Annotated in this window: 19 protein-coding genes; 12 read left to right on the plus strand and 7 right to left on the minus strand. The window is 62.9% G+C overall.

The window, feature by feature from the left end:
* From ACE4QZ_RS08770 to ACE4QZ_RS08785, 4 genes are all read left to right on the plus strand, one after another.
* The gene (locus ACE4QZ_RS08770; RefSeq protein ID WP_021783371.1) at positions 1–933 is read left to right on the plus strand and encodes a D-2-hydroxyacid dehydrogenase; all 933 of its coding nucleotides are present in this window, start codon (positions 1–3) and stop codon (positions 931–933) included.
* A 181-nt stretch (positions 934–1114) separates the two neighbouring features.
* Positions 1115–1564, plus strand: coding sequence for a YcgN family cysteine cluster protein (locus ACE4QZ_RS08775; protein ID WP_028697742.1), 450 nt, complete (start codon positions 1115–1117; stop codon positions 1562–1564).
* A 41-nt stretch (positions 1565–1605) separates the two neighbouring features.
* On the plus strand, positions 1606–2814 hold the full coding sequence (locus ACE4QZ_RS08780) for a hypothetical protein (protein WP_021783373.1): 1209 nt from the start codon (positions 1606–1608) through the stop codon (positions 2812–2814).
* A gap of 59 nt (positions 2815–2873) precedes the next feature.
* Complete coding sequence (locus ACE4QZ_RS08785) at positions 2874–3035, plus strand: hypothetical protein (protein ID WP_230849515.1); 162 nt, start codon at positions 2874–2876, stop codon at positions 3033–3035.
* 64 nt (positions 3036–3099) lie between these two features.
* Here the strand turns inward: ACE4QZ_RS08785 and ACE4QZ_RS08790 are convergent, their stop codons facing one another.
* A complete protein-coding gene (locus tag ACE4QZ_RS08790; protein WP_003254677.1) occupies positions 3100–3570 on the minus strand; it encodes an RNA methyltransferase in 471 nt (156 codons plus the stop codon).
* 72 nt (positions 3571–3642) lie between these two features.
* Complete coding sequence (locus ACE4QZ_RS08795) at positions 3643–4014, minus strand: YajD family HNH nuclease (protein WP_003254676.1); 372 nt, start codon at positions 4012–4014, stop codon at positions 3643–3645.
* 132 nt (positions 4015–4146) lie between these two features.
* Here ACE4QZ_RS08795 and ACE4QZ_RS08800 point away from each other — a divergent pair, with 132 nt between their 5' ends.
* Positions 4147–4425: a hypothetical protein gene (locus ACE4QZ_RS08800; RefSeq protein ID WP_103462157.1), complete on the plus strand. Its 279-nt coding sequence runs from the start codon at positions 4147–4149 to the stop codon at positions 4423–4425.
* 172 nt (positions 4426–4597) lie between these two features.
* On the opposite strand, the gene ACE4QZ_RS08805 is transcribed toward ACE4QZ_RS08800, so the two are convergent.
* Positions 4598–6640 carry a S9 family peptidase gene (locus ACE4QZ_RS08805; protein WP_103462158.1) on the minus strand — a complete coding sequence of 681 codons (2043 nt, stop codon included), beginning with the start codon at positions 6638–6640 and terminating at the stop codon, positions 4598–4600.
* Positions 6641–6727: 87 nt separating this feature from the next.
* Here ACE4QZ_RS08805 and ACE4QZ_RS08810 point away from each other — a divergent pair, with 87 nt between their 5' ends.
* From ACE4QZ_RS08810 to ACE4QZ_RS08820, 3 genes are read left to right on the plus strand one after another with little or no spacing between them, the layout of a single operon-like run.
* Complete coding sequence (locus tag ACE4QZ_RS08810) at positions 6728–7225, plus strand: hypothetical protein (RefSeq protein WP_021783376.1); 498 nt, start codon at positions 6728–6730, stop codon at positions 7223–7225.
* Between the two features lie 14 nt (positions 7226–7239).
* Entirely contained in the window at positions 7240–8013 is a 774-nt protein-coding gene (locus tag ACE4QZ_RS08815) for a class II glutamine amidotransferase (RefSeq protein ID WP_021783377.1), read from the plus strand.
* Positions 8014–8023: 10 nt separating this feature from the next.
* Complete coding sequence (locus ACE4QZ_RS08820; protein WP_103462159.1) at positions 8024–8545, plus strand: DUF2937 family protein; 522 nt, start codon at positions 8024–8026, stop codon at positions 8543–8545.
* A gap of 120 nt (positions 8546–8665) precedes the next feature.
* Here ACE4QZ_RS08820 and ACE4QZ_RS08825 read toward each other — a convergent pair whose 3' ends face one another.
* A complete protein-coding gene (locus ACE4QZ_RS08825) occupies positions 8666–9577 on the minus strand; it encodes a LysR family transcriptional regulator (protein WP_031322349.1) in 912 nt (303 codons plus the stop codon).
* Between the two features lie 130 nt (positions 9578–9707).
* Here ACE4QZ_RS08825 and ACE4QZ_RS08830 point away from each other — a divergent pair, with 130 nt between their 5' ends.
* Genes ACE4QZ_RS08830 through ACE4QZ_RS08845 form a run of 4 tightly spaced genes read left to right on the plus strand, consistent with a single transcriptional unit; the run spans position 9708 to position 13380 of the window.
* Positions 9708–10994, plus strand: a complete 1287-nt coding sequence (locus tag ACE4QZ_RS08830) for an MFS transporter (RefSeq protein WP_103463132.1) — start codon at positions 9708–9710, stop codon at positions 10992–10994.
* Positions 10995–11003: 9 nt separating this feature from the next.
* Positions 11004–11780, plus strand: a complete 777-nt coding sequence (locus tag ACE4QZ_RS08835) for a 5-oxoprolinase subunit PxpA (RefSeq protein ID WP_103462160.1) — start codon at positions 11004–11006, stop codon at positions 11778–11780.
* Complete coding sequence (gene pxpB, locus ACE4QZ_RS08840) at positions 11780–12466, plus strand: 5-oxoprolinase subunit PxpB (protein WP_103462161.1); 687 nt, start codon at positions 11780–11782, stop codon at positions 12464–12466. Before ACE4QZ_RS08835 ends, pxpB begins: the two co-directional genes overlap by 1 nt.
* Positions 12463–13380: a biotin-dependent carboxyltransferase family protein gene (locus ACE4QZ_RS08845; RefSeq protein WP_103462162.1), complete on the plus strand. Its 918-nt coding sequence runs from the start codon at positions 12463–12465 to the stop codon at positions 13378–13380. Before pxpB ends, ACE4QZ_RS08845 begins: the two co-directional genes overlap by 4 nt.
* Before the next feature lie 118 nt (positions 13381–13498).
* On the opposite strand, the gene ACE4QZ_RS08850 is transcribed toward ACE4QZ_RS08845, so the two are convergent.
* From ACE4QZ_RS08850 to ACE4QZ_RS08860, 3 genes are all read right to left on the minus strand, one after another.
* Complete coding sequence (locus tag ACE4QZ_RS08850; protein ID WP_021783384.1) at positions 13499–14677, minus strand: vWA domain-containing protein; 1179 nt, start codon at positions 14675–14677, stop codon at positions 13499–13501.
* 13 nt (positions 14678–14690) lie between these two features.
* The gene (locus ACE4QZ_RS08855; RefSeq protein WP_016488585.1) at positions 14691–15536 is read right to left on the minus strand and encodes an AAA family ATPase; all 846 of its coding nucleotides are present in this window, start codon (positions 15534–15536) and stop codon (positions 14691–14693) included.
* Between the two features lie 119 nt (positions 15537–15655).
* Positions 15656–16729, minus strand: coding sequence for a DUF748 domain-containing protein (locus tag ACE4QZ_RS08860; protein ID WP_021783385.1), 1074 nt, complete (start codon positions 16727–16729; stop codon positions 15656–15658).
* Positions 16730–16765 lie beyond the last annotated feature (36 nt).

Consider the following 16765-nt stretch of genomic DNA (forward strand, 5'->3'; position numbering starts at 1 on the left):
ATGCGCGTACTGATTGCTGAGCATGACCATGCTCGATACGCCGAGCTTTTGCGCGCAGCCGCGCCTGAAGTGGAAGTTCTGACCAGCGGCGACTCTGCCGAACTCGCCCGCCAGGCACCGCAGTGCCCGGTGTGGCTGGGCCAGCCGGACTTGCTGGCAAGTCTGCTGCGCCAAGGCCATAAGCCTGCCTGGATGCAGTCGACCTGGGCCGGTATCACGCCGTTGTTGGCCGATGGCCTGCCGCGTGATTACCGCCTGAGCCGGGCAGTGGGTATCTTCGGGCAAGTGATGGCCGAGTACATGCTCACCTATATGCTAGGCCATGAGCGTGAGGTGCTTGCGCGCCTGGTCAGCCAGGTCGAGCGGCGTTGGGATGACCACCCGGGGCGCAGCCTGGAAGGGCGCAAGGTTCTCATTGTGGGTGTAGGTGACATTGGTCAGCGTGTGGCCGAGTTCCTGCAGCCGTTTGGTGTGGAGCTTTACGGGGTCGCCAGCAGCGCCCGTGAGCAGGCGCCGTTCGTCGAGGTGGCGGCGCTGGTCGACCTGCCGCGCATGGTCGGCCAGGTCGATTACGTGCTGAACCTGCTGCCCGATACCCCGGCGACTCATGACCTGTATGACGCAGCGCTGTTCAAGTGCTTCCAGCCCTCGGCCTTGTTCATCAACGCCGGCCGTGGTGTGGCGGTGGTCGATGCCGATCTGGTTGAGGCGCTGAAGGCGGGCCATCTGGCCGGTGCGGTAATCGATGTGTGCCGCCAGGAGCCGCTGCCCAAGCAACACCCGTTCTGGACCGCCTGGGGCTTGCTACTGACCGGGCACAGCTCGGCGCCCACCTCGCCGGCGGCGATGGTGCGTTTGTTTGTCGAGAACGTGCGGGCTTATGAAGCGGGGCAGGGGTTGCGGGGAGAAGTGGACTTCGACCGGGGTTATTGAAATGTATGGGCTGTGTCGAAGGTGTGCCATAGCGCCGAAGCCTGTTGCGCCTGGCTGCGATTGAACGGCACCACTGCGTGTCGGCGTGACTGACAAGCGGTCTGGCTTTGCCGAAGGCCAGGCTCTAGACTGGCGCCGCCGCGCGCTGTGGCCCCCAAGATGAATGCAGGAACCCCGTGTGATGATCGCTGAAAACGCGCCGTTCTGGCGGCGCAAGACCCTCGAACAACTCAGCCAGCAAGAGTGGGAGTCGCTGTGCGATGGCTGCGGCCTGTGCTGCCTGCAAAAGCTCGAGGACGAAGACGACAACAGCGTCTATTACACCCGCATCGCCTGCAAGTTGCTGGACCTGGATACGTGCCAGTGCAGTGACTACCCCAACCGCTTCGCCCAAGTGCCGGACTGCATCCAGCTTACCCCGGGCAAGGCCGACCAGTTCAAGTGGCTGCCAAGTACCTGTGGTTACCGTCTGGTCAGTGAGGGCAAGGACTTGCCGGCCTGGCATCACCTGGTCTGTGGCGATCGCCAACAGGTCCATGAACAGCGCATTTCACAGTCGGGGCGTATGCTCAGTGAACACGATGTGCACGAAGACGACTGGGAAGACCACCTGATCTTCCGCGCCAGCTGACCGGCGCGACCCGCTGCCCCGGGGAAACAAGGAGTTTCTGTATGCGTTGCCAGCTGTTGTTGCTGTTGGGCCTGATGGCCAGTTCGCCGGCCTGGGCGAAAAAGGTCGACCTCGACTACCAAGTGCGATTGCTGCCTGCCAGTGGCCAGGCTGAAGTGCGCGTTACATTGGCCGAAGGCAGCGTAGTGCGCAGCCTGGACTTCGACCTGAGCAAGGCCGGGGCTTACAGCGGCTTCCAGGCTGATGGGCAATGGCAACTGAAGGGGCAGCGTGGCATATGGCAGCCAGCGGCCGGCAAGACCAGCCTCAGCTACCGCGTGCAGCTGGACCAGAAGCTGGCCAGCGGCGCCTATTCATCACGCGTCACCCCGCACTGGGCACTGTTCCTCGGCGACCAGTTGATACCCCCTGCGCGCCTCGACCAGCAGGACGGTACCGAGTTGGTGGCGCGCCTGGCTTTCGACCTGCCCGAGGGCTGGAAGAGCATCGAAACGTCCTGGCCGCGCATTGGCAAGGGGAAGTTTCGCATCGACAACGTGTCGCGCCTGTTCGATCGCCCGACCGGCTGGATGCTTGCCGGCGACCTGGGCAGCCGCCGCGCTCGCCTGGGCGAGACCGAAGTGACCGTGGCCGCACCGGTGGGGCAGGGCATGCGGCGCATGGACAACCTGACCTTGCTCACATTCGTCTGGCCACAACTACAAGCTGTGTTCCCGCGTAACCCGCCCAAGCTGCTTTTGGTCGGGGCGCGTGACGGCATGTGGCGAGGGGCTATGGCTGCGCAGGGCTCGTTGTACCTGAACAGTGCCCGGCCCATGGTCAGCGAAAACGGCAATAGCCCGTTGCTGCGCGAACTGGTGCAACTCTTCGCGCAGATTCACGGGCGCGACGGCAGTGACTGGCTGGTAGAAAGCCTGACCGATTATTACGCCAACGAGTTGCTACGCCGCTCGGGCGGGATGAGTGACGACCGCTACCAGGTCTGGCAGGCGCGCCTGAGCAAGCAGGGCGCCAAGGTCAACCGGCTCAAGGGTGAGCGCGCCAGTCCGGCGCAGGTGGCCCGTGGCGTGATGCTGTTGCAGGCGTTGGACAAGGAAATCCGCATTCACACCCAGGCCAAGCGTTCGTTGGACGATGTGGTGCGTGGGCTGATGCGCCTGCCCAGCGTCAGTACCGAAGACTTTGTGCAGATCAGCGAGAACGTGCTGGGGCGGCGTTCCGATGTGCTGCAGAGCAAGGTGCTGCACTAGGTATCCCTGCGCCTGACAATCGGCAGGGCGGCATCGTCTGCAAGTCGCATTTCAAGCGTATCAAGTCGTACCTGGAATACACCGCCGAGCAGAAACTCAGCATTGTTCACGGGGCGAAACCGAGGATGGGGAGCGTGCAGCCAACCATCGTCGGCAACGTTGATCGCGACAACCCATGGTTTGTCGAGGCAATGTTCGGCCCGGTTTCGGTGCTGTTCTGACGGAGCTCAGCACTCGGTCGCCCTGTGTTGGCAGGTCTGTCCTGCCGCCGCAGTGGCGGCCTTTTTATTTGAACTTGGGCCCCGAGCGGGTATTCAGCCCCTTGGCCAAGCGGTCGTACAGCACCACATTCACCGTTGCCGCCAGGTTCATGCAGCCCTCGGTTGGTATGTAGATTGTCTCCTCACACCAGCCCCGCACCTCTTCGCTCAACGAGCCATCCTCTGGTCCGAAGATGTAAATGGCACGGTCCGGATGGGTGTAGTCCGGCAATGGCCGCGCACCCTCCACCAGTTCCACCGCCACTGGCGTGCACCCCAGCGGGATAATGCGCTGCAGGTCGTCGATGCCGATCAGCGGGATGTCGTAGTGCACGCGCTTGGTGTCGGTGACGAAGTCACGCGCGCGCTCATAGCGTTTGCCCGTGTAGAACACCGAATTGACGCCATAGCAGCCCGCGGCGCGCATCACAGAGCCGACGTTTTCTGCCGACTTGGGGTTGAACAGGCCGATGCAGCTGTATCGTTTGTTTGCCACGTACCGGGGCCCTTCGCGAAAAAAAGCGCGATTATACGGGCTGCCCGGTAGCAGCGGGGGGCGAATCGATGGTCAGTCTTTCTTCAGCATGCCCGCCAACCCGGCAAACGGGTTGTGCGTAGCCTTGGCAATGCTCGGGGTGCTGGTGGAGCCTTCGCTGAAGTACTGCTGGTCGGTGTAGCGCGAGTGCTCGTTGTCGTGGCAGTACAGGCACAGCAGCTCCCAGTTGGAGCCGTCCTGAGGGTTGTTGTCGTGGTTGTGGTCACGGTGATGCACGGTCAGCTCGCTCAGGCGCTTGCCGGCGAATTCGCGGGCGCAGCGGCCGCACACGTGCGGGTACATTCTCAGGGCCTTGTCGCGGTAGCCCATTTCCTTGTCGCGCTTGGCATCGGCCAGGATGCGGTCGAGGCGCGCGGTAGCGGCGGCAGAAGAGGTGGAGCTCATGGTGTTTCCTTTGTTCTGATCGGGCAGGTGACGGTTATGCCATTGAGTCTAGCGCGCTTGCAGGTCAGGCGGACAGGCGAAAGCGTTGATTTAGGCGTAGCCTGTAGCAAGGTTCCCGACAGGAGGTTGCTGATGTTTCACGCGATCCTCGCCGCGCTGTTGATGGCTGGCCTGCCTCTGGCAGAAGCTGCCAGCACGCCACCTCGACTCAATACGCCAGTGCCTGGTGCACCGGGTACGCCCACGCCCACGCCATACCCGCAGATAACTCCGAGTACACCGCCCAAGGCTTATGACAGTCAGCCGGGGGCGCCGTTGTTGCCGCCGATGCCAGTGCCCGGCCCGCCGAAGGACCAGCCATTGCCCGGGTTGCGGCCGGAGCCGCCGAAGCCGCCGGCCCAGAATGATTGAGCATGAGCGGCCCACGCCGTCATCATGTTGGAGCAACTGTCTTGCTCAATTTCTGAAGCTGGCGGGTGTGGGAGCGGGCTTGCGGGGCGAAGCCCGTGCCATCCACCACGGTGTTGGCTTCGCGGGCTTGCCCGCTCCCACAGTCCAATCGCGCGGGTGCTCAAACCTGGGTTTAGGCAATACCTAGCTCGCCAAACACGAACGCATACTCCAGCGCCACATCTTTCAACCCTTGGTACCGCCCGCTCATCCCACCATGCCCAGCCCCCATCTCGGTCTTGAGCAGCAGCAGGTTGCTGTCGGTCTTGAGCGTGCGCAACTTCGCCACCCATTTGGCGGCTTCCCAATACTGCACGCGGCTGTCGTTGTAGCCCGCCACCACCAGCATCGCCGGGTAGGCCTGCGCTTTCAGATTCTCGTACGGCGCATAAGCCTTGATCCGTTCATACACCTCTGGTTCTTCAGGGTTGCCCCATTCGTCGTACTCGGTCACGGTCAGCGGCAGCTCCGGGTCGAGCATGGTGTTGAGCACGTCGACGAATGGCACCTCGGCAATGGCGCAGCGGAACAGTTCCGGGCGCAGGTTGAGCACCGCGCCGATCAGCAGGCCGCCAGCGCTGCCACCACTGATGGCCAGGCGGTCGGCGGCCGTCACGCCCTGGCTGATCAGGTGCTCGGCGCAGGCGATGAAGTCGCTGAAGGTGTTGTGCTTGTGCTCCTGCTTGCCGGCGCGGTACCAGGCCTCCCCCAGTTCACCGCCACCACGCACATGGGCGATGGCAAAGGCCACGCCACGTTCCAGCAGGCTCAGGCGCGCATGTGAGAACCAAGGGTCGAGGCTTTCGCCATAGGCGCCATAGCCGTACAGGTACAGCGGCACGGTCTTGCCCAGGTCCTGGCGGCGGCGTACCAGGCTGATCGGCACCTGGGTGCCGTCCGCTGCGGTTGCCCACAGGCGCTCACTGACATAATCATCGGCATCGAATGCACCGAGCACCGGGGTTTGCTTGAGCACCACCTGGTCGCCCGTGGACAACGCCAGTTGGCGCACCTGGGCCGGGCGGTTGAGCGCTTCGTAGCGCAAGCGTATGCGAGTGCTGGCAAATTCCAGGCTGTCCTGCACGTACAGGCTGTAGGCGGCGTCTGGCAGCTCGACGCGGTAGGCCGGCAAACCTTGCGGGCGCACTTCGATGATCGGCAGGCCGCCTTCGCGCAGGCTCAGGGTCAGGGCACCGCTATTCAGGCTGAGGCCTTCGAGCATGACCGCGTCGCGGTGCGCCACCAGCACCTGCCACTGTTCGCGGCTTGGTACTGGCGCGACTGGCGCATGGTACAGGGCGAAGTTGATGCCATCCTGGTTGGTGCGGATGAACCAGCGCCACTGGCCGTCGAGCTGGCCATGGTCGGGGAAGTATTCGTGGCCTTCGACGCGCGGCGCCAGGCAGATGAACGGTGCCTGCGGGGTTTCGGCGTCCAGTACCCAGGCCTCGCTGGTGGTCTTGCTGTTCAGCAGCAGTACCAGCTGGCGCTCGGAACTGGTGCGGTAGCAGTGCAGGAAGAAACGCCCGTCCGGCTCTTCGAACACGGTTTGCGCGGCGTCAGTGCCCAAGGTGTGGCGACGCAGGCGCCATGGGCGGTGGGTGTCGTCAAGCTCAGCGAAGAATAGCGTCTGGCTGTCGTTGGCCCAGGTCAGGCTACCGTCGCAGTCGTCGAAGGGCAGGGTAGTGACACTGCCACTGGCCAGGTCTTTGACGTACAGGGTATAGATTTCGTCGCCGCTGGTGTCGAGGCTGTAGGCCAGCAGGCGGTGGTCGGGGCTGATGCTGAACGCGCCGAGGGAAAGGAAACCGCCGTTGGCCAGGACGTTGGGGTCGAGCAGCAGTTGCTCCTGGCGTTCATCGACGGTGTTCGAGTCGTCGGCCGGGCGTGGGCAGCGGTAGTGACGCGGGTATTCGTCGCCGGCGGTGGTACGGGTGTAATACAGGTAGGGGCCCCAGGGCGCCGGCAGTGACAGGTCGGTCTCCAGGATGCGGCCCTTGATCTCTTCGAAGAGTTGCTCACGCAACGGGGCCTGGTCGGCCAGGCAGGCTTCCTGGTAGGCGTTTTCAGCTTGCAGGTAGGCGAGGACCTCTGGGGTGTCGCGCTGTTGCAGCCAGGCATACGGGTCGGTTGCCTGGTTGGCTTGGGCAATCGGGGGTTGGGGCTTGGTTGGCATTGAAGATCTCTTGATTGGGGCAAACACTGTCTGCGCCCTGAAAAGTGTTTATCATAGGCAACTCTTTGCCTGGCTTGCACGAACACCATGACCGAGAACGACTACACCTTCGCCTGGGGCCTGTACGCAGTGGCCGCCTTAGGGTGCCTGCTGGTGGGCTTCAAGCTCACCGGCTGGATGTGGCGCTGGCTGCGCGAACCGCTACGGGTGGTGCTGGCGGTGCTGCTGCTGACCCCGACCATCGTCGATCCGGTCAAGGACAGCTTCGCCCCGGCAATCGCCATCACTGCGCTGGATGTTGCCTTCAAGGTCGGCAACAACGCCTGGCGCGCTGTGTCCGACTTCGTCATGTACGGCATGATCGCTTTCGGCCTGTACTTCCTCTTCGTCCTGCTGCGCTGGCCGCTTGAAAAGCGCGCGCACGCACGCCGTGAACAGGCCGAAGCCGCTGCCAAGCGTCAGCTGGCCGAGGATGATCAGCTCGGCGCCCAAGCGCCGCTGGCAGCCGAGCGCAGCGACCGTTACCGTGACGACTCGCCGCCAGCCGCTGCGCGTGGCGCAGGCCGGGTCGAACCACGCCTGTAAACGGAGACACTCCGATGTGCGAACTGCTGGGCATGAGTGCCAACGTCCCTACCGACATCGTTTTCAGCTTCACCGGCCTGATGCAGCGGGGCGGGCGTACCGGCCCGCACCGTGACGGCTGGGGGATAGGCTTTTACGAAGGCCGCGGGCTGCGCCTGTTCCAGGACCCGGCTGCGAGCAGCGAGTCGGAAGTGGCCAACCTCGTGCAGCGCTACCCGATCAAAAGCGAAGTGGTGATTGGTCATATCCGTCAGGCCAATGTCGGCAGGGTGTGCTTGTCCAATACCCACCCGTTCGTGCGGGAAATGTGGGGCCGCAACTGGTGCTTCGCGCACAACGGCCAGCTGGGTGACTTCAAGGGCCTGGCCAGTTTCTACCGGCCAGTGGGCGACACCGACAGCGAAGCGGCCTTCTGTGACCTGCTCAACCGCATCCGCAGCGCTTTCCCGGAACCGGTGCCGGTGGAACAGCTGCTGCCAGTGCTGGTCGAAGCCTGTGCCGGCTACCGTGGTCAGGGCGTATTCAACTGCATGCTCAGCGACGGCGACTGGCTGTTCTGCTTTTGCTCGACCAAGCTGGTGCACATTACCCGCCGTGCGCCATTTGGTGCCGCACGGTTAAAGGATGTCGACCTGATCGTCGATTTTCATACCGAAACCACCCCCAACGACGTGGTCACGGTGATTGCCACCGAGGCCCTGACCGAGAACGAGTCCTGGCACCGCTACGCACCGGGTCAGTGGGCCCTGTGGCGGCACGGCGAGTGCGTGGCGCACGGCCAGAGCTAAGGACGCCTGCATGTTCAGAAGTTACCTTCGATTGCTGTTGTTCACCTTCGGCCTGCTGGCCGGTATTCAGGTCCCGGGGCTGGTCAAGGACTATAGCCAGCGGGTCGAGGCGCACTTGTTCGAATCGCGCGAGGCGCTCGATGGGTTCCGGCAAACGGCCGAGCGCTTTTTCAAGGGCGACTTGCAGGCGCTGCTGCAGCACTACCGCAGCAGCGACGACCCGGTGTTCATCAGTGACGCCAACAGCATCGAAAGCCTGATGATCCGCAACGAACTGCTGGAAAATGAATGGCAGGTGCTGCAAGGGTCATGGGCCGAGCGTACGTGGCATGTGCTGGTGCAGGCCGACCCGCAGTTGCGCGAAGAAACCCTCAATGGCTACAGCTACCAGATTCTGCTGGTGCCCGAGGCGATCGGCTGGGGGGTTGGTGCCGGTTTTGTGCTGGCGTTTGTGGTCGAAAGCCTGTTGCTGGGGATTGGCTGGCTGATCCTGGGCGGGCGGCGCAGGGCGGTGAAAGAGAGCTGGCGCTAAGTTCTGCTGTACCTGTACCGGCCCTTTCACGGGCTTGCCCGGCCCCACAGGATTATCACAGGCCTGGCGGGCGGGAGCGGGCGAGCCCGCGAAAGGGCCGGTACAGGCAGAGACCGTCGTTCAGACCAGCACGATCCGCTGCCCACCCACATCCCGCGCATAACGCTCCAGCACCTGCCGGCAAACCCCAACCACCTCATCTACCAACGCCACCCCGGTCTGCCACGCCACCACCAGCTCCAGGCTCGGCGGCGGCCGCAACCCTTCCAGCAGCACCAGCTCGCCCCGGCCCAAGTCGGCATCCACCAGCGCCGGCGGTAGCGCGCCAATGCCAAAACCGTCGCGCAACAGCCGGGTAATCGCCGCCACCGAGTTCACGCAATTCAACCGCGGCGCCTCTGCCCCCGCAGTCTGCAGCAAGCTCAGTACCTCCTGGTGCGGCCGTGAATTCTTCGAGAAGGTGATGATACGCTCGCGCCCAAGTTCGGCCAGCGACGCATAGTCCCGGTGCTGGTGGGCGCCTGCGGCTACCACCCAGCCCATTGGGTAGCGCGCCAGGTCGAGGCTGCGGATCGATTGCTCGCGTAGCAAATCGGTCTGCAAAATCACGTCAAGAAAACCCTTCTGCAACTGCTCGCGCAAGTTCAGCGCGGTGTCGGCCACCAGTTCGATTTCCACCTGCGGGTATCGCTCGCTCAACTCCGCCACCAGTGCGCTCATCCAGGTGTGGATCACAGTATCCATCACCCCGATGCGAATGCGCCCGACCTTGGCCCGGTCGCTGTCCAGCGATTGCTTCATGGCCTTGGCGGTTTCCAGCATGCGTTCGGCGTATTCCAGTACCTTGCCGCCCTCCGGGGTCAGGCTGACGCCGCGGGAATCGCGCAGCAGCAGCTTCACGCCCAGGTCAGCCTCCAGTGCGGCAATACGGCTGGATACCGAAGCCTGGGTGGTGAACAGCTTTTCTGCCGTCAGGCGGAAGCTCTTGAGCCGGGCGACCCAGACGAAGGTTTCGAGGAAGCGAAGGTTCATGATCAGTTTTTCTTGTTCCAGACCGGCGGTTTTTTTCGTTGGACGCAGGCGAGGCGGCCTCTGAACAATGTCGCCCAGGCCGCGACGCTTTATGTCGCTCATAAAACAATACCAACAAGCCGAGGCATCCATGAACCCCACCGGCGTGCAGCAGCAGGTCAGTTCCTTCCGTTCGACCGGGCCTTTCGCCTGGTACCGCGACATCGACAAACAGCAACGACGTACTTTCTGGAGCTGCAAGATTGGCTATGGCCTGGACGGCATGGACACGCAGATGCTCAGTTTCGTCATCCCTACGCTGATCATGCTGTGGGGGCTCACTACCACCGAAGCCGGCTTGATCCACACCAGCACGCTGATCGCCTCCGCTGCAGGAGGCTGGGTGGCCGGTATCCTCTCCGACCGCATCGGCCGTGTGCGTACCCTGCAACTGACGGTGTTGTGGTTCGCCTTCTTCACCTTCCTGTGTGGCTTCGCTCAGAACTACGAGCAACTGCTGATTGCCCGAACCCTGATGGGCTTTGGCTTCGGTGGCGAGTGGACCGCCGGCGCGGTGTTGATCGGCGAGGTGATCCGTGCCCAGGACCGCGGCAAGGCGGTCGGCATGGTGCAGTCCGGTTGGGCAATTGGCTGGGGCCTCACGGCCATCCTCTATGCGCTGCTGTTCTCTTGGCTGCCGGCAGAGCAGGCCTGGCGTGCGTTGTTCCTGCTGGGGCTGGTACCGGCGGTTTTCGTGATCTTCGTTCGCCGCCTGGTCAAGGACCCTGAGGTGTATCGTAACGCCAAGGCAGTGGAAAACGCCGAGGCCCCTTCGCGTTTCTACGAAATCTTCGCGCCGGGCATGCTCTGGACCACCGTTCGGGCATCCCTGCTGACCACCGGCGCGCTCGGCGGTTACTACGCCATCACCTCGTGGCTGCCAACCTTCCTGAAGAACGAGCGCGGCCTGAGTGTGCTGGGCACGGGTGGCTATCTGGCCATGGTGATCGTCGGCTCGTACGTGGGCTATGTGGTCAGCGCTTATCTGTCCGACCTGCTGGGGCGCAAGAAGAACTTCATCCTGTTCGCCGTGGGCTCTTTCGTCATTGTGCTGTTGTACACGCAGATGCCGGTCAGCGATGGCGTGATGCTGTGGCTGGGCCTCCCGCTGGGCTTTTTCGCCTCGGGTATCTTCAGTGGCATGGGCGCGTTTCTGACCGAACTGTTCCCTACGCGCATTCGGGGTTCGGGGCAGGGCTTCTGCTACAACATCGGCAAGGTCATAGCCGCGCTGTTCCCGTTGATGATCGGCATGCTCGGCCAGAATGTTCCGCTGGGCCTGGGTATCGGCGTGTTTTCTGCGGTGTCCTACGGCATTGTGATCGTGGCGGCCTTGAGCTTGCCGGAAACCCGCGGCAAACAGCTGCAGGCGCGGTAAGGTAGGCATATGCACAACGACAAGGGAGACCGCGTGGTGGAACGCCTGCTACTCAATTGCGACATGGGTGAGAGTTTCGGCAGCTGGCGCATGGGCCTGGATGCCGAAGTCATGCCTTACATCGATTGCGCCAACATCGCCTGCGGTTACCATGCCGGCGACCCCGGTATCATGCGCCGCACCGTGGCGTTGGCGCTGGAGCACGGGGTGAATATCGGCGCTCATCCGGCCTACCCGGACCTGGTCGGCTTTGGCCGCCGTTCCATGGCCTGCAGCCCGGAAGAAATCCGCGACCTGCTGCATTACCAGATCGGTGCGCTGGATGGCATCTGCAAAGTGCTGGGTGGTCGCGTGGCCTATGTGAAGCCCCATGGCGCGCTGTACAACGACATGATGGCCGACCCGCTCAAGCTGCGTACCGTGCTGGAGGCCGTAGCGGCCTATGACAGCAACCTGCCGTTGATGCTGATGGCTACCGCCGACAACCGAGCCGCCCAGGCACTGGGCGATGAAGTTGGCGTACCGCTGTGGTTCGAGGCGTTCGCAGACCGCGCATACACCGCCAGCGGCCATCTGCTGTCGCGGCGGCTGCCGGGCGCGGTGCATCACGACCCGGCGCGGGTGGTGGAGCAGGCTGTGCGTCTGGCCCGAGGCGAAACGCTGTTGGCTGACGATGGCAGTGCCTTGCAGCTCGCCGCCCGCACCCTCTGCGTGCATGGCGACAACGACAGTTCGGTGGCTGCGGTGCGGCAGATTCGCCAGGCCCTCGATGGGCTGGAGGCGTGATGAAGCCGCGAATCGAAGTGGTCGCCATCGACAGCCTGATGGTACGCCTGTTCGACCGTATCGATGAGGCCAACATGCCATGGATGCTCGCCGCCAGCCGGCGCTTGAGCGCGGCGTTCGGCGAGCACTTGCTGGACCTGGTGCCGTCCTACACCACGCTGATGGTGCAGTCTGCCCTGCCGCCGGGCGAGGCCAGGGCGCGAATCGCTCAGGTGCTGGACGGCTTGCAGCCTGACACCGGCAGTGGCGGCCGCCGACACGAGATCCCGGTGTGGTACGACGCCAGTGTCGGCCCCGAGCTGCCTGTGCTGGCGGCCCGCAGCGGCTTGAGTGAAGCAGAGATTGTTCGCTTGCATTGCGAGCGTGATTACCCGGTGTTTGCCTTGGGCTTCGCACCTGGTTTCGGCTTCATGGGCCTGGTCGATGAGCGCCTGGCCAGCCCTCGTCTGAGTACCCCGCGCAAGCGCGTGGCGGCGGGCAGCGTGGGCATTGCCGAGCGTCAGACGGCGGCGTATCCGGCAGTATCGCCGGGTGGCTGGAACCTGATCGGGCGCACCCCGGTGCGGTTGTTCGACCGTGAGCGTGAGGGTTACAGCCTCTTGCAACCCGGTGACCGGGTGCGCTTTGTGCCGGTTTCGCGCAGTGAATTCCTGGCCATGGGTGGTGATATGGAGGCGCAGGGATGAAGCAATTGAGGATCGAGGCCAGTACGCCGTTGTGCCAGTTACAGGATGCCGGGCGCTTTGGCGTGCGTCATTTGGGCGTGACCCAGGGCGGGGCGCTGGACTGGGTGGCGATGCACTGGGCCAACTGGCTGCTGGGCAACCCGTTGGGGGCGCCAGTGGTCGAGGTGGCGCTGGGTGGTTTTTGCGTGGTGGCCGAACAGGATTGCGTGCTGGCCCTGGCCGGTGCCGACCTGGATGCCAGGGTCGATGATCAGCCCTTGGCGCCATGGCGCAGCTTTGCCCTGGCCAAGGGCCAGCGCTTGACCCTGAAACAGCCAAAGCGGGGCGTCCGGGCGTACCTGGCGGCACCTGGCGGGTTTCAGGGCGAGGACGTGCTGGGCAGTTGTGCCACTGTGGTACGTGAAGCACTGGGTGGCATTGATGGCCAGGGTGCTGCGCTGGCTAAAGACCAGGCATTAGCTTTTACCGGTAGCAAAGCAACCCTGCGCGAAGTGCCGCAAGCGTTGTGCCCGCAGTTCGCCAAAAAGCCGGTGCTCGACCTGGTGATAGGCGCGCAGATCGGTGAATTCAGCGGTACCAGCCTGTTCGAAGCGTTCAACAGTGACTGGACGCTGGACAGGCGGGCCGACCGCATGGGCGTCCGCTTACTGGGACCGCAGCTGGTCTACCAGGGCGCGCCGATGATTTCTGAAGGGATTCCGCTGGGGGCTGTGCAGGTGCCACCGGACGGGCAGCCGATCGTGTTGCTCAATGACCGGCAGACCATTGGTGGGTACCCGCGGCTGGGCGCGCTGACGCCGCTGGCGCTGGCGCAACTGGCGCAATGCATGCCGGGGGCTTCTGTGCGGTTCAGGGCGGTGGTGCAGGACGAGGCCTGGCGGGAGCAGCAGCTTTACCTGGGGCGTTGGTTGTAAGGCTGCTGCCCTTTCGCGGGCTTGCCCGCTCCCACAGGGATCGCACTGCATTTGAGGGTTTTGAATGTGGGGGCCTGTGGGAGCGGGCGAGCCCGCGAAAGGGCCGGGACAGGCAACCTCACTTGGACAGGTAGCGCATCCCTTCCTCCAACCCTTGCAGGGTCAGCGGATACATCTTGTCCTCGATCAGGTCCCGCACCAGATGGGTCGACGCGGTGTATTCCCAGGCCTGCTTGGGGTAAGGGTTGATCCAGATGATTTTCTTGAATTTTTCCATGAAGCGCTGGATCCACACATACCCGGCTTCTTCGTTCCAATGCTCCACGCTGCCGCCTGGCTGGGTGATCTCGTAGGGCGCCATGGCCGCGTCACCGACGAACACCACCTTGTAGTCATCACCATACTTGTGCAGCAGGTCGAAGGTGGAAAAACGCTCTGACGTTCGGCGCAGGTTGTTCTTCCACACCGATTCATAAACGCAATTGTGGAAGTAGTAATACTCCAGGTGCTTGAACTCGGTCTTGCAGGCCGAGAACAGCTCTTCGCAGACTTTGACGTGCGCATCCATCGAGCCGCCAATGTCGAACAGCAACAGCAGCTTCACGGTGTTGCGCCGCTCAGGGCGCATCTGGATGTTCAGCAACCCGGCATCACGCGCGGTATGGTCGATGGTACCGTCAATGTCCAGCTCTTCGGCGGCGCCTTCGCGGGCGAACTTGCGCAGCCGGCGCAGGGCCAGCTTGATGTTGCGGGTGCCAAGCTCGACCTGGTCGTCGAGGTTCTTGTACTCGCGTTGGTCCCAGACTTTTACCGCCTTGCCCTGACGCTTGCCGGCGTCACCGACGCGGATACCCTCGGGGTTGAAACCGCCCGAGCCGAATGGGCTGGTGCCACCGGTACCAATCCACTTGTTGCCGCCAGCGTGGCGTTCCTTTTGCTCTTCGAGGCGTTTCTTGAAGGCCTCGATAAGCTTGTCCAGGCCGCCCAGCGACTGGATTTGCGCGCGCTCTTCATCGGTCAGCGAGCGCTCGAACTCTTTACGCAGCCAGTCTTCGGGGATCAGCGCCTCAATGTGCCGGTCGAGGTTTTCCAGGCCCTTGAAATAGGCTGCGAAGGCCCGGTCGAACTTGTCGAAGTGGCGTTCGTCCTTTACCAGGATGGCGCGGGCGAGGTAGTAGAACTCGTCCATGTCGGCAAACACCACGCGCTTTTGCAAGGCCTGGTGCAGGTCGAGCAGCTCACGCACCGAGACCGGCACCTTGGCCGCACGCATCTCATTGAACAGATTGAGCAGCATGGCCCTGCTCCTGTCAGCGGTTGCCGCGCCGGCTCATGAAGGCCAGGCGCTCGAGCAGTTGTACATCCTGCTCGTTTTTTACCAGCGCACCGGCCAGCGGCGGGATGGCCTTGGTCGGGTCGCGTTCGCGCAGCACCGCTTCACCGATATTGTCGGCCATCAGCAGCTTGAGCCAGTCGACCAGCTCGGAGGTGGACGGCTTTTTCTTCAGGCCCGGCACCTTGCGTACGTCGAAGAACACATCCAGCGCCTCACTGACCAGCGACTGGCTGATATTCGGGTAGTGCACGTCGACAATCTGCTGCAGGGTAGTGCGGTCGGGGAAGGCGATGTAGTGGAAGAAGCAGCGGCGCAGGAAGGCGTCCGGCAGCTCTTTTTCGTTGTTCGAGGTAATGATGATGATCGGACGCTGTCTGGCCTTGATGGTCTCGTCGATTTCGTAGACGTAGAACTCCATCTTGTCGAGTTCTTGCAGCAGGTCGTTAGGGAATTCGATATCGGCCTTGTCGATTTCGTCGATCAGCAGGATGACCCGCTCGTCGGCCTCGAAGGCCTCCCAGAGCTTGCCCTTTTTCAGGTAGTTGCGCACATCGTGCACCTTGTCCACGCCCAGCTGCGAATCACGCAGGCGGCTGACTGCGTCGTACTCGTAAAGCCCCTGGTGGGCCTTCGTGGTGGACTTGATGTGCCAGGTGATCAGGCGCGCCCCGAACGAAGCCGCCAACTGCTCGGCGAGCATGGTTTTGCCGGTGCCTGGTTCGCCCTTGACCAACAGCGGGCGTTCGAGGGTAATGGCCGCGTTTACCGCCAGTTTCAAGTCGTCTGTGGCGACGTAGTCGCGGGTGCCTTCGAACTTCATGGGGGCTGTCCTCTGCTTTAGCCTGTATTGGTCTTGATTTGTTAGCGACTATAACGCGGGGCCAGGCGACTGAAAACGCGGACCGGGTATTCAGTCCCTGAATGCCCCGTCACGCTGTCTCAGTCAGACTTCGGCGCTGGCTGCTCATAACGCGCATTGAATGCCTGGATAAACCCGTTACGGAGGATCTGCAAGAACGCTTCGAAGGCACTGATATCCTGTTGGCGCACACTGCCACTGAGTTCCACCCGGGTAGCGAACTGGTTTTTCGGCTGGTTCTTAAGCACCGTCTCGGTCGCACCCACCAAGGCCTCCCACACCGAGCGGAAGAAACCCTTGTCCTTTTCCTCGACGTCCTGTTGCCAGTCGAACACGTCGACATCGCGCAGCAGCGGTTTTATATAGCCGTTCAGCCGGCCGTTTTCTGCCTGGGCCTCGATGACCACGTCACCGTGCCCGGCATTGAAGTCGAATTTGCCGTAGGCGCTGGCAAAGTCATTCAGCTTGCGCAGCTCGATGCCGGTGGCGCGAAGCCTGAATTCGAAGTCATCGAAATCACTGAACGGGTCGAAGGTGGCACGGCTTTCTACCTTTGCATCCCCCGCGATCAACGCCGTACCTTCGAAACTGGCATCGCGACGGCCTTTCTGGTCGCGCACATTGGTCAAGTTGTGGATGCTGGCATTCAACCGGGTGGCCTTCAGGTCGACCGGTGGCTTGGAGTTGAAGTTACGGAACGTCAGCACGCCGTTGTCGATACGCACTTCGTTGAGGGTGATGGGCAGGAGTTTTTCCAGCTGTTGGCGCCAGTCGGTACCTTGACCGGTCTGCGATGCCTGTTTGCTACCACCGTCGACAAAGTTCAGTTCGGGGTGCACGAACGTCACCTCCGCTACCACTGCCTTGTCGTACCACAACGAACGCCAGCTCACCGAAAGGTCGATCAGTGGGGCCTCGAGAAGCGGTACGGGCACCTTGCCGGTGGTCTTGACGATCCTCAGCCCATTGATCTGATAGGCGCCGCGCCACCAGGCCAGGTCCACATCGGTTACCTGGCCGCGGTAGTCACCCATGTCGGCCAGCTTGTTGTTGAGGTAGTCGCGCACCAGGTAGGGCAGGGCCAGGTGCAGCGCCACCAGCAGTGCGATCAGGCTGGCCAGGCCGACCAGCGGCCAGCGATAGCGGGCTTTCATGAGGCGGTCTCCAAGGCAGGATGTGCGGTTGACCGC

The sequence above is a fragment of the Pseudomonas sp. DCA-1 genome (assembly GCF_046523955.1).
Classification (GTDB): Bacteria; Pseudomonadota; Gammaproteobacteria; order Pseudomonadales; family Pseudomonadaceae; genus Aquipseudomonas; species Aquipseudomonas putida_Y.

Excerpts from the sequence above, each read along its gene's own strand:
- ACE4QZ_RS08780 (WP_021783373.1), top strand. The coding sequence starts at position 1,606 with ATGCGTTGCCAGCTGTTGTTGCTGTTGGGCCTGATGGCCAGTTCGCCG.
- ACE4QZ_RS08770 (WP_021783371.1), top strand. The coding sequence starts at position 1 with ATGCGCGTACTGATTGCTGAGCATGACCATGCTCGATACGCCGAGCTT.
- ACE4QZ_RS08775 (WP_028697742.1), top strand. The coding sequence starts at position 1,115 with ATGATCGCTGAAAACGCGCCGTTCTGGCGGCGCAAGACCCTCGAACAA.
- ACE4QZ_RS08805 (WP_103462158.1), bottom strand. The coding sequence starts at position 6,640 with ATGCCAACCAAGCCCCAACCCCCGATTGCCCAAGCCAACCAGGCAACC.
- ACE4QZ_RS08830 (WP_103463132.1), top strand. The coding sequence starts at position 9,708 with ATGAACCCCACCGGCGTGCAGCAGCAGGTCAGTTCCTTCCGTTCGACC.
- ACE4QZ_RS08845 (WP_103462162.1), top strand. The coding sequence starts at position 12,463 with ATGAAGCAATTGAGGATCGAGGCCAGTACGCCGTTGTGCCAGTTACAG.
- ACE4QZ_RS08855 (WP_016488585.1), bottom strand. The coding sequence starts at position 15,536 with ATGAAGTTCGAAGGCACCCGCGACTACGTCGCCACAGACGACTTGAAA.
- ACE4QZ_RS08850 (WP_021783384.1), bottom strand. The coding sequence starts at position 14,677 with ATGCTGCTCAATCTGTTCAATGAGATGCGTGCGGCCAAGGTGCCGGTC.
- ACE4QZ_RS08825 (WP_031322349.1), bottom strand. The coding sequence starts at position 9,577 with ATGAACCTTCGCTTCCTCGAAACCTTCGTCTGGGTCGCCCGGCTCAAG.
- ACE4QZ_RS08795 (WP_003254676.1), bottom strand. The coding sequence starts at position 4,014 with ATGAGCTCCACCTCTTCTGCCGCCGCTACCGCGCGCCTCGACCGCATC.
- ACE4QZ_RS08800 (WP_103462157.1), top strand. The coding sequence starts at position 4,147 with ATGTTTCACGCGATCCTCGCCGCGCTGTTGATGGCTGGCCTGCCTCTG.
- ACE4QZ_RS08820 (WP_103462159.1), top strand. The coding sequence starts at position 8,024 with ATGTTCAGAAGTTACCTTCGATTGCTGTTGTTCACCTTCGGCCTGCTG.
- pxpB (WP_103462161.1), top strand. The coding sequence starts at position 11,780 with ATGAAGCCGCGAATCGAAGTGGTCGCCATCGACAGCCTGATGGTACGC.
- ACE4QZ_RS08810 (WP_021783376.1), top strand. The coding sequence starts at position 6,728 with ATGACCGAGAACGACTACACCTTCGCCTGGGGCCTGTACGCAGTGGCC.
- ACE4QZ_RS08860 (WP_021783385.1), bottom strand. The coding sequence starts at position 16,729 with ATGAAAGCCCGCTATCGCTGGCCGCTGGTCGGCCTGGCCAGCCTGATC.
- ACE4QZ_RS08815 (WP_021783377.1), top strand. The coding sequence starts at position 7,240 with ATGTGCGAACTGCTGGGCATGAGTGCCAACGTCCCTACCGACATCGTT.
- ACE4QZ_RS08835 (WP_103462160.1), top strand. The coding sequence starts at position 11,004 with ATGCACAACGACAAGGGAGACCGCGTGGTGGAACGCCTGCTACTCAAT.